Raw genomic sequence first — 12899 nt, forward strand, 5'->3', positions numbered from 1 at the left:
GACGAACTCCCTCTGTTAGCGAGGTTTTCATTGAGTTACAACCCGCCCTTTATTACAGGCGTTCTCTGGGGAGGAAAGCAATGGGATTCACTGCTCCTTTACCTGATGGGTGAACTTCAAAGTGCAGGTGGGGACCTGTGCTAAAGCCGGTGCTACCCATTGCAGAAATTTGTTGTCCTTGCTGGATGGTTTGACCGGGTTGAACTAAAATACGGCTGTTATGACCGTAGCGAGTCAAGCTGCCATCAGAATGACGAATGTCTACGAGGTAACCGTAACCACCATTGTTCCAACCTGCCCTTTCAACGACACCTTCAGCTGCTGCGTAAATTGGCGTGCCAACTCCGTTAGCAATATCTATGCCCTTGTGCATTCTTCCCCAACGAGGACCGAAACCGGAAGTAAGAACACCTTTAGCTGGCCACATATAACCAGTGGCAGAAGTAGAAGGAGGGGCTAGATTTTCATCAATCGGTCTGGGGAGGTATCTATCTACTGCTGCTAAAGGTGGTAACTGTGGAGTAACGGTTGTTCCTCGCATCGTTCCCAGAATTTCGGAAGCATTCATCCCTCTAGCAGGAGTTGCCACTCGTTGCTCTTGCAGTAACTCTGGATTGATAGGCTCGTTCGCAGGTCTGCGATTGCTAAGTGTGGGTTGAACCGGTTGACGGTTCGCGTTACCAGTCATTGGCTTAGGTACTGGAATGGGTATTGCACCATTGACTCTAGGCGCTGAAAACTGTAACGACGCACTGTTTGGCGTAGGAACCTGAATTTGTACGGGGCTTTCAACCTCGTCATTGGATTGAGACACTGTTACTGGAGAATTACCTGTTTCAGCTACTGCTGGGACGACAACGTTTCCAGATTGCTGAGCACGATATTTCTCGCGCAGTTTGTTGATTTCCGCTTGTAAACTACGAAGGCGTTGAGAGTCTTTGACTTTTCTTGCGCTTGGAGAATGAGATTTTTGGGCTTCTCTCATTTCCGAAAAAACTGTTGGGACGGGAGTATCACCACCAACGCCGTAAGAAGAAGCCGCTGAAGAGTTTATCTCAGAGTTTGTAGCAGAATTTGCTTTGCCCTCTGTTGTTGATTCTGTCTTAATCGAACTGTCTGCAATAACCGCTGTTGGGACGGTTACATTGCTATTGCTCGATACCAAGCCGTTGGCGCTACCTTGTACAACTTGATTTTTACGAACGGAATCATCAGCGACGATTGGTGTCTTGACAGGAACAGTGGCATTGTTCTCAATTGCTTTGTCAGCAGTTGTTGCCGTCAGTCTGTTTTTCCAAGTGGAGTTGTTTGGAACAACTGGTGTCGGAGTTGTAACACTGCTGTTGTTGGTAATTGAGTTACTGAAACTATCTGGCGAGACTGGAGCACTACTGCCAAGGACAACGGGACTTTGGGGAGTCGCATTTGCCGTTTGCGGGCGAGCGATCGCTACTGGAATGGAAGTGCTGCTGTTTTCTTTAACAGGAACTGTTAGTTTTTGATTAATCCGGAGCTGATTTGGATTGTTAAGATTGTTAACCTTAATGAGTTCTGAAACTGAAGTGTTGTAATTGCTAGCAATTTCAGCCAACGTATCTCCTGGCTTGACTTCGTAGCTTGCAGATTCTTCTTTAGCCCAGGGCTTGACACCTGCAGCAGTTGGTACTTGTGTTGGTACCTTGGTTGTTTCCAACCTCTGCTTTAACCTTGAAACCAACTTTTCTCTGTTTGCGTTGCTAGCAGTCTCTGATGGCTCGGTGACCGTGTTTCTCGCTTCTATTTGTGGCTTGTTTTCAAGCACTGTTACCTGCGGTACCCCTACAGGGACAACTGGTAACGCTTCTTGAGTTTGATTTGACCGCAACTCCTTGAGACTTCTTCTGAGACGGTCTGATTTTTGCTGTAGTTGGTTCAGCGCGAATTCTTGCTGCGCCTTCAGTTGAGCATTGACTTCTGGCTCGACTGCATTTTCTCCCTGCACTGCTTCTTGTTGAGTTGGTGCTGACACAGCTTGAGTTCCCACAAGACCCGAAGCATTAGAGAGAGTTTGTACGCTCTCTTCTCGCTTGACAGTTTGTTGTTGAACGGTGGTTTCCAAGGAAACGCTCTGCGCCTCTACAGCTTGAGATGAGTTGGAAACCGCCACTGGTACAGACACTGGCTGTACAGAAGCGACCTTTGCCACACCCTGCCACTTGGCTCTTAGCTCAGCGACTTGGGATATTGCTGTAGGTTCAACTACTGCAGGACTTTCTGGCAGACTCACTGATGATACGGCTTGCACTTGCTGCTGAGTTGCGGGAGCCAACTTCACCTCGGTGTCAGAAGCAGCTGGAATTGTTGAGGCTGTATTCTGATTTCCGACCGGCTCTGCTGCTATGGCTCGATCGCTCTGTCGAGTTACTAAAAGGCTGGTTGCTCCCATGGAGATTGCCAAACCAATCATCGCAGCTTTTGTCTGTACCCGGCGGTTGTTTCCCCGTGGATGAATTGCATTTACCTGTTCCACCGGAACATCATCGCTTTGGTTATTTTCCAACTCAGCTTTTTCTTTCTTCTTCAATGCTCGTTTCAAAGACGACCTCCTACGATCACTAGCGCTTAACTGACCTTTTTTCCAGTTGGATACTAGTCAATGATTTAGATCACCACGAAAAATAGATCGAGATCACACATCAGAGATACTTACGCAAGATTACCTTGCTTCTCCGATTTAGACAAGTTCACACTATATATCAAAACTTTAAATTTAAGAGTTGCCTTGTCTGTCTCATTCCTCACACCTTAAAACACACACCATATAAGTTTTTCTCTTTACAGTTGTCTTTAGAGTTTTTTGTTTGAGTTTAGTCGGGCTGTTTTTGTAGCCGTTGTAACCTCTTATGACTAGATGCTGCAACTTATCACATAAAACTACACCCTGCTGTAGATATCTTCATAGTTTTTCCATCCAATCCGTCTACCTCACACGCGACTTTACGTTGATTATTCCCTAAAAAACAACCGTATTAACTCGCAAAATATTTTTCTTGAGAATCAAATTACACTCAACAATACATAACTCAAATGCCTACATTGACTGGCTTTTCAGGTTTTTGTTCCCCGTTGCAGGGTCACCCGAAATTCACAAAAAGCTATCGTTTTTCTCTGGTTCTTCACCCCTAGATATATACAAATTTCTTATATATCTCTGCCTCTTGAGTTAAGTATTTGCCCCTAATTTTTTAGAAAAATGATAAATTTAAGTATAATTTACATCACTATCCCTCTAGAAGCAACTGCAAAATCTATTTAAGTAATTTCTTTCTATAGATAATATTAATAACTTGAAGTCCGCAACTTTACTTAAGAATCCTATTACCAATTTTTATCAGAGCACGGCGTAGATAAACCAACCGTACAACACTACTTAAAAGCTTGGAATAGAAGCTTTTTCGCCTTTTTCACCTTAGCACTCACAGTCAGACAACTTGTCCATCTCTAGTGTAAATAACCGAGCTGGCGGCGGGCTTCAAACAAACCTACTGCTACACTTACCGAAAGATTTAAGCTACGGACATTCTTCTCGTTCATGGGAATGTAGAGAGTAGTATTACAAGCTGCTATAACTTCAGGCGCTAGCCCAGTCGTTTCACTACCAAACAGCAACCAGTCATCAGGTTGAAATTGAAAGCTAGCATAATTGCAACTCCCACGAACGCTAAAACCCAGCCATCTACCACCTCGCAACTGATGTACTGTTTTAAAAGCTTCCAGAGACTCGTGATAGTGGAGTTTGACATAAGGCCAGTAGTCCAAACCCGCTCTTTTCAGGTAGCGATCGCTGATTTCAAAACCCAGGGGTCCTACCAAATGCAATTCCGTGCCTGTGGCAGCACAAGTACGGGCAATATTCCCCGTATTGGGAGGGATCAGTGGGTTAACTAAAACGACCTGTGGCATTTGCGGAGGAATAGATATATCGAATTAAACACTGTATAATTTTTTTCAAATCTATCTAGAGGCGGAAGTCATCTATAGTTTTTTTTTATAATTTTTTTTTAACACTTGTGATTAGAAATTTAAAATTCACAAGAAATGTTTTCCGAACACCATTTGGGTTCTTCTGAGATATATCACAATTTTTTAAAAAATGTATAGCTAAGTTTAATATACGAAAAATTTATCTAAAAACAAGACTGTTAGAAGAAATTCTGTTTGATGGGGATTGGGGGATTTTGGATTGGAAATACTTTATTTCCCCTTGTCCCCTCTGTCCCTATTCCCCAGCCCCCAATCCCTAACTAAGTAGCGACAGAAGAACACAATTTGTCTTCTAATTCGATTTCGCGTTCTTTAGCTGCATCAATTGCTTGGGAAATAATATGTCTTGGGCTAATACCCAAAGCGTAAAGTTGAAGCCATTGTTGGGCTTCATTACCTTCTCGGAGAATTTTTTGTAACGGCGACAGAAAACAAGCAAAACCCTGTTGTTTGGCGATCGGCCATACATCCTGATAGATTTCATGAATCCAATCTCTAGCTGAGAGAGTTCTGCCATCTTGCCAGTGCCTGAGTTGAGCATCAAGGCTCGTAGCAGCAGCTGCGGCTTCATTTGCCATTGACACAGAGATAAGTTCCTCAGGTGAGAACTCACTTTGAATTAAAGGATCTAAGTGAGGGTTTTCAATAACCTGTAACAACCGTGCTTCTAAAAGAGCCGTGATGGCAAGCAAAGCAACTGGATCTATGACTAAATCGCAAATTCGTAACTCCAGACGATTTAAGTCATAGGGACGGCGATCGCCATTTGGTCTAACTGACATCCAAAGATGACGAACATTTTGCATTGTTCCTGCTGCTAGCTGGCTTTCCACCCATTGAACGTGATGGGCGTGACTTTCAAACAAAGGAACATAAGCAGGTGTTTGTGGAAAAATGCCCCATCGAGTGGAATGATATCCCGTTGCTTTGCCATCTATAAAAGGCGATGAAGCACTAAGAGCCAGGAACAATGGCGCTTCCACCCTAATAATTCGGCACGCCCGCATTAACAATTCCAAATCGCTAATGCCTACATTGATATGAACGCTAGCTGTAACAACCTTGGTTCCGTAACTTTGCTCAATGTAATCGTGATAGGGATTTGCCGGATCGGAGCGAAAAAAGCGAGTACTATCACCCAAGGATAAAGAGCTTCCTGGGATGAGGGTATACTCACCTAATTGCTTGATATAATTTCGCAACTTTACACGAGGCTGTAGTAAAGCGCACAACAACTGGTCATAACTTTCAGATGGATCTGTGGTATACTCTACATTGCGGTTATCTGGCTCGCGTACAAATCCATCTAAAGATGTGACAATCTTATCGGAGAGACCGACGATATCACCATTGGCTGTACCAGTGTACATTTCTACTTCAAAGCCTTTTGACAGCACCTTAATTATTCCCCTCGGCTCTCCATACTTCTAAATTGTATCTGGAATAACGAAATTTCTGCATCTTACGTTTGAGTTACTTAACAAGAAAGAGTTAGTGATTGGTAACAACCAACAACTAACGGTTAACCAATCGAGTGATATACTTCGCTCGCAGCACGATGCACGAGGGAGTGACGCCATACGAGGGATTTCATATCATCAGCATAACCCCCGCCAATTACACAGGCAGTAGGGAACCGGGCTGCAACGCAAGTACTCAATACCTGCATTTCACGCCGAAAAATGCCTGTATCTGTGAGTGCTAACTTTCCCAAAGAGTCACCTATGTGAGGATCGACACCGGCGTCGTAAAATACAATATCTGGCTTGACATCAGATAACAAATCTGATAAATAGTTTGCTAATGTTTGTAAGTAAGCATCATCTTCCATTCCTACTGGTAAAGGAACATCTAAATCGCTTTTCTGTTTTGTACCGGGAAAATTGACTTCACAATGCATTGAGAAAGTAAACACGCTATCATCATCTTGAAAAATAAAAGCAGTGCCATCTCCTTGATGCACATCTAGATCTACAATCAAAATTTTTTGAACAAGACCGAGTTTTTGCAATACGCGAGCCGCAATTGCCAAATCGTTAAAAATGCAAAAACCAGATCCGTAGCTCGGAAAAGCGTGATGAGTTCCGCCAGCGGTATTGCAAGCCAAACCATTCTGAAGTGCAAGTTGAGCAGTGAGAATAGTACCGGCTACTGCCACACAGGTACGATTAACTAGTGCTGGGCTCCACGGTAAGCCGATACGCCGTTGTGCTTTGGCATCCAAAGTACCTTCGATGTAAGCTTTAACGTACTCCGTAGCGTGAACTAACTCGATAAATTCTTGTGGTGGACGTGAGGGTGTATGAAATTGTTCTTTTTGTGCTACACCATCATTTACTAGTAGCTCGTACAGTAACCTAAACTTGGGCATCGGAAAGCGATGACCATCAGGTAATGGGGCAACATAATCGGGATGGTAAACAATAGGTAAGTCCATATCACTTTATTAGACATCTCGGAAAAATCTCAATACTGCTCTCTTACTGACCTTGACTTTATAAGCACTCATGATAAACATCAGCGAGCTTAGAGCGCCAGTCCAAATAACAAACGCTCAGATGTTAACTATTGGCACTATGGATTTAAATTAGATTTGATTATTAATGATTGTGGAGAAAATATTCGTTGCCAGATGAGTGATACAGAAATTATGACAACAGCTTTAATTATCGCCACATTCTTTAATAGCGATCGTAGTAGCAGGTCTCGAAAGAAAGTCTACAATCCATCCACCCAACGTTACAGTTTTACCAGTCCAATCGGGAACTTGTTCTTCATCAATTCCAATCCCTAAAGCTTCTTCAAGCGGGAATAAGAGATCCATCATATCCCATTCAGGAGTTGGCAAACTTATGATGTCTCGAAATTTATCATCTGGATACAGCTTTTCAGGAGAGAGTCGAAAACTCTTGCTTAATTCTGTTCTGCAACATTTTACTGTTTTTCTTGCAGCCTCACTAGATAATTGTATCCCATGAAGAAATTCTTCATCACTCATATCCGGACGCTGTAAAAATTTATCCCGTTTTTTAGATTGATTAAACCAAAAAAGCATAAACCCCTCCCTTGAATTCCCTAATGACTTCATGACTGTGTCAATGTCTGAAAAAACTGGTTGTGGTCGATGGTGATAGTAATAAATGTATTAGTGTTCTTAGCAAGGTTCGCTCCCCATTCTCCACCCTTTCGGTATATCTCTACTTCTTGAAATTGTGCTATATTCCTATTTAGAGTAATACAAGCTGCTAGAGGGTCGTGAAACATTTTTCCCTCAGGTCGGCGTTTGAGGTATAATTCCATACCATTATAAATGAGATTGAGACCGATAGAATTATTCCGAAATGGTTTCATACGCTCATGAAATTCTTGATGATAAATAACTCCGTGACAAACATTTTTTGAGACAATATCTCTAGTCATAACCCGCGCTGAAGAGAGCAAAGCTAAAGCTGCTTTTGGATCGCCATTGAAGTTAAATGTCAGACAAGTTTCGAGTCCATTAAATTTCGGTAGACGCAATTGAGGTGGTACAATACTATCTCCCGCAAATCCACCTTGTCCTACCCAGCGTTTTATTGTTATTAAAGGAAAATTTTTCAGTAAGAGCCTTAAATTGTGTAATGGTGCGCCCGTGAGTAGCACGACATCTGGATATAAATTAATAGTAGTCGCTATAAGATTGTGAGCAAAATCATCTGGTTCCTTGGGTGGAATAATTCCAAGAAACTCGTAATGAAATTCTGAAACGACATCTTTCATAGAATCTGAATTACGCGCACCGACTGGAACATCATGCTTGTTGAGAAGATGCAGAATGTGACGGATAACTCCTACTTGCGCTTTTGTTCCTGGATTTATTGTGACAGCTTGTAAGGCGACATTTGGATGAGAACCAAGAAAGCACAAAGCAAACATATCATCCGGATCTCGGGTTTCCATATCAAAGATTACATTAATAGTCATAATGAAGAATTATTTATCGAAGAAAGGCAGATCGGATCTCTAATTTCGCCTCAAGACTGCATCTTCTTTGTTTCTAGACAGCAAGATCCCAATAATCGTCCGTGATACAAACTCCACATCCTGCGGGACTCAATGCAGTGGTAAATATTCCACTACATGATGTGCTGCGCGATCGCACAGCCCAAATCTGCCAAAATATCCTCAGGTGAGTAAGGCAAATCAAAATACTTGCTGAAGGTGTATGGTTCGTTTGGATCTAAAACTTTGGGCATGGTGTCGATCTCCTGACTAAAAAACAGTATGCCTATTCTATCGAAGCGTTTTCGGGGTTGGCAGCACCGCAATGTTAATACCTTTTGCTATCTTATAAATGTAAACCAGTTTTGTGATTTCATGGTTAACAGTTATGGCAGGAAGAAAGAAACTCGATCGCACAAATCTCCATGCACGAGTAGCCCAGGGTACGGGAGAAAAGCTAAAAGAAATCGCACAAAATCTGGGTTATATATAATACGATAATGAATGTTCTACCGGACAACTATTAGATGCGATTGCCAACGGAGAAATTATCTTAATCCTCAGTAATAAATCATCTGTTATCTCTAAAAGTAGTTAAATTTATTCATAAAAACTGCTGTAAAAGCAATTTAAAATAAATTAGGGGACAATTGTGTCCCCATTTACCTAATTAAAGGAGGTGATTTATTGAATCAAAACGGTAACGGTCATCAAGGTTTTTGGAATCCTGTTAAAGTCTTTATCCGTCTTTTCCAAGGAGTTTGGAAAAAGCGAGACGAAGTATCAAGGGAAACTTACCTTGTCGATCCAGAGGTTGTTGAGCAAGACCTCGAAGACATCGCTGATGAACCAGGTGAACAAAACAACGTCAATAACTAACACATAGTTAGTAGCCCCTAGTAGCCCGCTAGGGGCTTTACTCAAAATAAAAACTAATTTAATTATGGCAGATTCCAGCACTACAGTCGTTTGTCCTGTGTACTATCAAATTATTCAGCGTAGAGGTAATGGTTGGGCATTTAAACATGGTGAGCCATTTCTAAACTTATTCAATGCCCCAAATTTGTCTCCTGAAGACGAATTTGCAGCCTTTGGTACTTCGATGAAAAAAGTAGCACTCGCGCTTTTCCGCATCAATGGTGGTAAGCAGGGTTACTATATCGCCAATATACTGGATAAAAAATATTACTATTGTGGGACTCAGTGGGAGGATGTGAAAACCAAGCTCAAGGAATTGGGAATTGGTAGAGACGACCCAATTTAGGATAAAGTTTTAGAGAATGACAGCCTTTTTTTGTTGAGACATAGGATTAATATTACCAGACACCGACTGAACTAAATACCAGCGCTCGCTAATTGGTAACTGCAATGCCTGCTCTTGCAATTCTTGCAAAGTCATTCGTATTTTTTCAACCACATCTGTGTATCTTTCATTATAAGTTGATTTTCACGCCCTGAGGCTTATCAAAAATCATCTTCAATAGGAGGTGAACCAATTATAAAATCAAAATTACCTTCACTCCGGCTTTTGGCACTGTTATATATGCTCCAGTTTCCCGCCCTTCAGGGATTTTTGCTAAGGCAAAACCCGTGTCAGCACAGGAGTATTTTTTCGGTCGCGGTTTGGTAAATGCTGATACTGCAGTGGAAAGAGTGAGGCAAAAGTAGAGATTGGTGGTCCCGATCCATGGCTGCTTGGGTAAAGAACAAAGGACGTAATGGGCGAATAGAATTCGCTACTATACAAACGAAGTCCACGCAGGCGGACTAACAGAAATTGAGGAATTTTGAACTCATCCTTTATCCTGTTTATGGTAGTTCTTCACCCACTTTCAGATTTTCTTGAAAGCGATGCGGCTTCAGCCGTTCAGCCTTCGGCTTATCGCACTCCAGCAAACTCTATTCCTACCTATTACTATGAAGGGCGCTGTCCTCAAAACGGTGAAATACTGAGACTTCCGCGCACTCCTCTCGTAGAAGCGATCGCATATGGTTTAATGAGACATCTTGCTACTGACGAGCGTTATTCTCGTGAGGGTAAGATGTATGGAGTCTTGCTAGTGGAACTACCTTCAGGCGAACAAGGGATACTAAAAGCTTTCTCCGGGCTGCTCAACGGTAGCGGTATAGTGGAGGGGTGGGTTCCACCGATTCCTGGGCGAGAACAAATTGCTTTAGACGAAGCCCGTACACTCGCTGAATTGGAAAATATTAAGCAAAAACTTATCTCCCTCGAGCAACTTCCAGAACGTCAGCAATACGAAATTTTGTCGCATGAGTTTGAGTTACGCTTGCAAGAAATGAGCGATCGCCATCAAAACAGGAAGCAGCAACGACACGAAAAACGTTTGATATGTTGTGAGACGCTAACAGGAGAATCACTGATTGCAGCCCTCGAACACCTCGATGAAGAAAGCCGTCAGGATGGAATTGAGCGACGCAAATTTAAACGCCAACGAGATGAGACATTGCGATCGCTCAAACAAGCGATTGAGACTGCAGATGGGCAAATGCGCGAATTAAAACGGTTGCGGAAAGAACTGTCCCGTCAACTTCAAGCTCAGATGCATGCTGCTTATTCTGTTATGAATTTTTTAGGACAATCTTCTTCATTACAGCAATTGATGCCAAAAGGTTCTATGCCCACCGGAACAGGAGATTGTTGTGCTCCAAAACTACTTCATTATGCGGCAAAACAAGGGTTAAAACCATTGGCAATGGCAGAGTTTTGGTGGGGAATATCTTCTCACGATCGAGAGAAAATCCAAGGAGAATTTTATGGGGCTTGTGCGGAACGATGTCAGTCATTAATGGGGTTTTTGCTTTCAGGATTGCCACAGGAAAATGCAGACAAAACAGGGTCATCTTTGTACCTTCCACAAGAGGAAATACTACCCCTTGTTTATGAAGACGAGTGGTTGATTGCTGTCAATAAACCCGCAGGTTTATTATCAGTTCCAGGACGTTATCGCGATCGCCAAGACAGTGTTCTCAGTCGTTTGCGTCATTTGTTACCCAATGGCGAACAACTGATTGCCGTACATCGCTTAGACCAAGACACTTCTGGTATTCTTTTGTTAGCTCGCAATGGGCAAACTTATCGGCAACTCAGTCAGCAATTCCAGCAAAGACAAGTTCATAAAGTTTATGAAGCCGTGCTTGCTGGTTCTCCAAGCACGGAGAGGGGTGTTATAGAACTGCCTTTGTGGGGAAATCCTGAAAATCGCCCGTATCAGGAAGTCAATTGGCAGTATGGAAAAGCAAGCGTGACTCACTTTCAGGTGATATCGAAAGAAGGAAACTACACTCGCGTGGAATTTATACCGCTGACAGGGCGAACTCATCAATTGAGAGTTCACGCTGCTGATACAAGAGGACTTGGGATACCGATATTGGGCGATCGTCTTTATGGATGTTGTATTGAAGCCAGTTGCTTACATTTGCACGCTAGAGAACTTCGCTTCCAGCATCCGCAGCTGGGAAAAGCTTTGTACTTGGAGGCAAAAACACCATTTTGATGTTTACTCAACCATACTGTTTGTAGGGTGGCAATGTCTTGCAACCCTAAAACTGGGATTTCTTTACCTTTTTAACAAACCTCGTCCTCTTCAACCCATTCATCATAGGATGAGTCATAACCGATGTAATGCACAAAATATTGCTGACCTTTGATTTTACCTATCGTTGCAGAATACCATTCCTCTTCATCACTATCCCAAACTTTTACCTTTTGACCCAATCTATATTCACTGTCACCCAATGAGTCGCGTGTCCGCATATCATCTTCTTCAACCCATTCGTTATAAGAGGAATCATAGCCAGTATACTGAATAAAGTAGCTGTTACCTTTCACTTGTTCAACAGTTGCTTCATACCATTCCTCTTCATCACTATCCCAAACCTCTACTTGTGTTCCCAATGCATATTGATTGGTATCAGTTTTCATAGCTCGAGATGTTGGCTGTTGGTCTTGAACTTCTTGTTTGACTAAAGTATGAGCTTGTAAAATCAGACGGCGAGCCACAGTTTGAATTCCTGTATGCTCGTAATAATTTGTAGTTTGATCTAGGAATGCTGCGACAAAGTCTAAATTATCATCCGCCATCTGAATAAAATTCCCCAGATGACTGAAAATGGATTGAGGAGTTACACCAGTTTTCGATACTAAGTTATTCATCCAGCCTTGCACGGAGTTGAAACCCTGAGTGATAAAACCAACTTTATCAGAAGGATTGTTGCCTGGTAGAAAGTTGTTGATGGTTGAGAAGAGAGGATTTTGAGCGATCGCGTCGGTATTTGTACCACTTATAACTTCGTGTATCTTGCTGAGAAAGTCAGGACCTAAGGGCAAAACTCCATCCAGACAAACTAAAGCAACCATCCGCATCAGCGATGCATCTTGATAGTTATTTGTGAGGGAATTGACAAACTCTTGTGGATTGGGTTGGGGAATACCATTGAGTTTGGAGAATGCAATAATTTCGACAGCTACTTTCAGGACTAAATCAATTGTTTGCGTGAAGTCAGCTTTTGGTGTAATTTTGCTTAAAAAGGAAAGAAAACCGATTTTTTCACCAACTTTGTTGGCTAAAGCAGCAGTTGCCATAGCTGTATCTGCACTATCAATCGTTTGATAAAGTTTGATAGCAGCTTGGTAACCTTGTTGAGGTTCGTGGTATAAAACAACAGCGCGATCGCGAATTCGCTGAATAACTTGTGGGTTGGTTTCTCCAGTAATAACACGGATAGTATTGTCAAACCCTACCAAATTATTCCACTGACCTGGTGCTACATAATCTAGAGCCTTTAACACTTTGACAGTAATGTTGTCAGTGGGTAACTCATCAACCAATTGAATAATGGATTTATCCATATGCCGATTCTCAAAACCTTAA

The 12899-nt window shown here is 42.3% G+C and carries 11 protein-coding genes; 3 read left to right on the forward strand and 8 right to left on the reverse strand.

The genetic code is table 11. The features are described 5' to 3' along the window. Positions 1-52: 52 nt before the first annotated feature. The 6 genes from AB0756_RS01740 to AB0756_RS01765 form a co-directional block, all read right to left on the reverse strand. Entirely contained in the window at positions 53-568 is a 516-nt protein-coding gene (locus AB0756_RS01740; protein ID WP_408103982.1) for a M23 family metallopeptidase, read from the reverse strand. Between the two features lie 2912 nt (positions 569-3480). Then, positions 3481-3942 carry a tRNA (cytidine(34)-2'-O)-methyltransferase gene (locus tag AB0756_RS01745; RefSeq protein WP_038077809.1) on the reverse strand — a complete coding sequence of 154 codons (462 nt, stop codon included), beginning with the start codon at positions 3940-3942 and terminating at the stop codon, positions 3481-3483. A gap of 341 nt (positions 3943-4283) precedes the next feature. After that, positions 4284-5420, reverse strand: a complete 1137-nt coding sequence (gene gshA, locus AB0756_RS01750; protein ID WP_038077807.1) for a glutamate--cysteine ligase — start codon at positions 5418-5420, stop codon at positions 4284-4286. 125 nt (positions 5421-5545) lie between these two features. Continuing rightward, positions 5546-6460, reverse strand: a complete 915-nt coding sequence (locus AB0756_RS01755) for a histone deacetylase family protein (RefSeq protein ID WP_038077804.1) — start codon at positions 6458-6460, stop codon at positions 5546-5548. A gap of 225 nt (positions 6461-6685) precedes the next feature. Further along, positions 6686-7078: a hypothetical protein gene (locus tag AB0756_RS01760; protein ID WP_050045541.1), complete on the reverse strand. Its 393-nt coding sequence runs from the start codon at positions 7076-7078 to the stop codon at positions 6686-6688. Positions 7079-7107: 29 nt separating this feature from the next. Next, on the reverse strand, positions 7108-7986 hold the full coding sequence (locus AB0756_RS01765) for a nucleoside hydrolase (protein WP_038077799.1): 879 nt from the start codon (positions 7984-7986) through the stop codon (positions 7108-7110). A gap of 705 nt (positions 7987-8691) precedes the next feature. Here AB0756_RS01765 and AB0756_RS01770 point away from each other — a divergent pair. Together AB0756_RS01770 and AB0756_RS01775 are read left to right on the forward strand one after the other, a co-directional pair. Next, positions 8692-8883: a hypothetical protein gene (locus tag AB0756_RS01770; RefSeq protein ID WP_038077798.1), complete on the forward strand. Its 192-nt coding sequence runs from the start codon at positions 8692-8694 to the stop codon at positions 8881-8883. 64 nt (positions 8884-8947) lie between these two features. Beyond that, the gene (locus tag AB0756_RS01775) at positions 8948-9268 is read left to right on the forward strand and encodes a hypothetical protein (protein WP_038077795.1); all 321 of its coding nucleotides are present in this window, start codon (positions 8948-8950) and stop codon (positions 9266-9268) included. A gap of 9 nt (positions 9269-9277) precedes the next feature. On the opposite strand, the gene AB0756_RS01780 is transcribed toward AB0756_RS01775, so the two are convergent. After that, positions 9278-9403, reverse strand: coding sequence for a hypothetical protein (locus AB0756_RS01780; protein ID WP_272900121.1), 126 nt, complete (start codon positions 9401-9403; stop codon positions 9278-9280). 412 nt (positions 9404-9815) lie between these two features. Between AB0756_RS01780 and AB0756_RS01785 the strand changes: the two genes are divergently transcribed. Beyond that, positions 9816-11522 (forward strand): RluA family pseudouridine synthase, encoded by a 1707-nt coding sequence (locus AB0756_RS01785; RefSeq protein ID WP_038077792.1) that lies wholly within the window; start codon positions 9816-9818, stop codon positions 11520-11522. Positions 11523-11593: 71 nt separating this feature from the next. Here the strand turns inward: AB0756_RS01785 and AB0756_RS01790 are convergent, their stop codons facing one another. Further along, positions 11594-12877 (reverse strand): Tudor-knot domain-containing protein, encoded by a 1284-nt coding sequence (locus AB0756_RS01790; protein WP_038077790.1) that lies wholly within the window; start codon positions 12875-12877, stop codon positions 11594-11596. Positions 12878-12899 lie beyond the last annotated feature (22 nt).

It is taken from the genome of Tolypothrix campylonemoides VB511288_2, from assembly GCF_045999855.1.
GTDB classification, from domain to species: Bacteria; Cyanobacteriota; Cyanobacteriia; order Cyanobacteriales; family Nostocaceae; genus Scytonema; species Scytonema bouteillei_A.

Bases quoted from the DNA above. Each gene is read 5' to 3' on its own strand.
- AB0756_RS01740 (WP_408103982.1), bottom strand. From the start codon at position 568: ATGAATGCTTCCGAAATTCTGGGAACGATGCGAGGAACAACCGTTACT.
- AB0756_RS01745 (WP_038077809.1), bottom strand. From the start codon at position 3,942: ATGCCACAGGTCGTTTTAGTTAACCCACTGATCCCTCCCAATACGGGG.
- AB0756_RS01755 (WP_038077804.1), bottom strand. From the start codon at position 6,460: ATGGACTTACCTATTGTTTACCATCCCGATTATGTTGCCCCATTACCT.
- AB0756_RS01760 (WP_050045541.1), bottom strand. From the start codon at position 7,078: ATGCTTTTTTGGTTTAATCAATCTAAAAAACGGGATAAATTTTTACAG.
- AB0756_RS01765 (WP_038077799.1), bottom strand. From the start codon at position 7,986: ATGACTATTAATGTAATCTTTGATATGGAAACCCGAGATCCGGATGAT.
- AB0756_RS01775 (WP_038077795.1), top strand. From the start codon at position 8,948: ATGGCAGATTCCAGCACTACAGTCGTTTGTCCTGTGTACTATCAAATT.
- AB0756_RS01780 (WP_272900121.1), bottom strand. From the start codon at position 9,403: ATGACTTTGCAAGAATTGCAAGAGCAGGCATTGCAGTTACCAATTAGC.
- AB0756_RS01785 (WP_038077792.1), top strand. From the start codon at position 9,816: ATGGTAGTTCTTCACCCACTTTCAGATTTTCTTGAAAGCGATGCGGCT.
- AB0756_RS01790 (WP_038077790.1), bottom strand. From the start codon at position 12,877: ATGGATAAATCCATTATTCAATTGGTTGATGAGTTACCCACTGACAAC.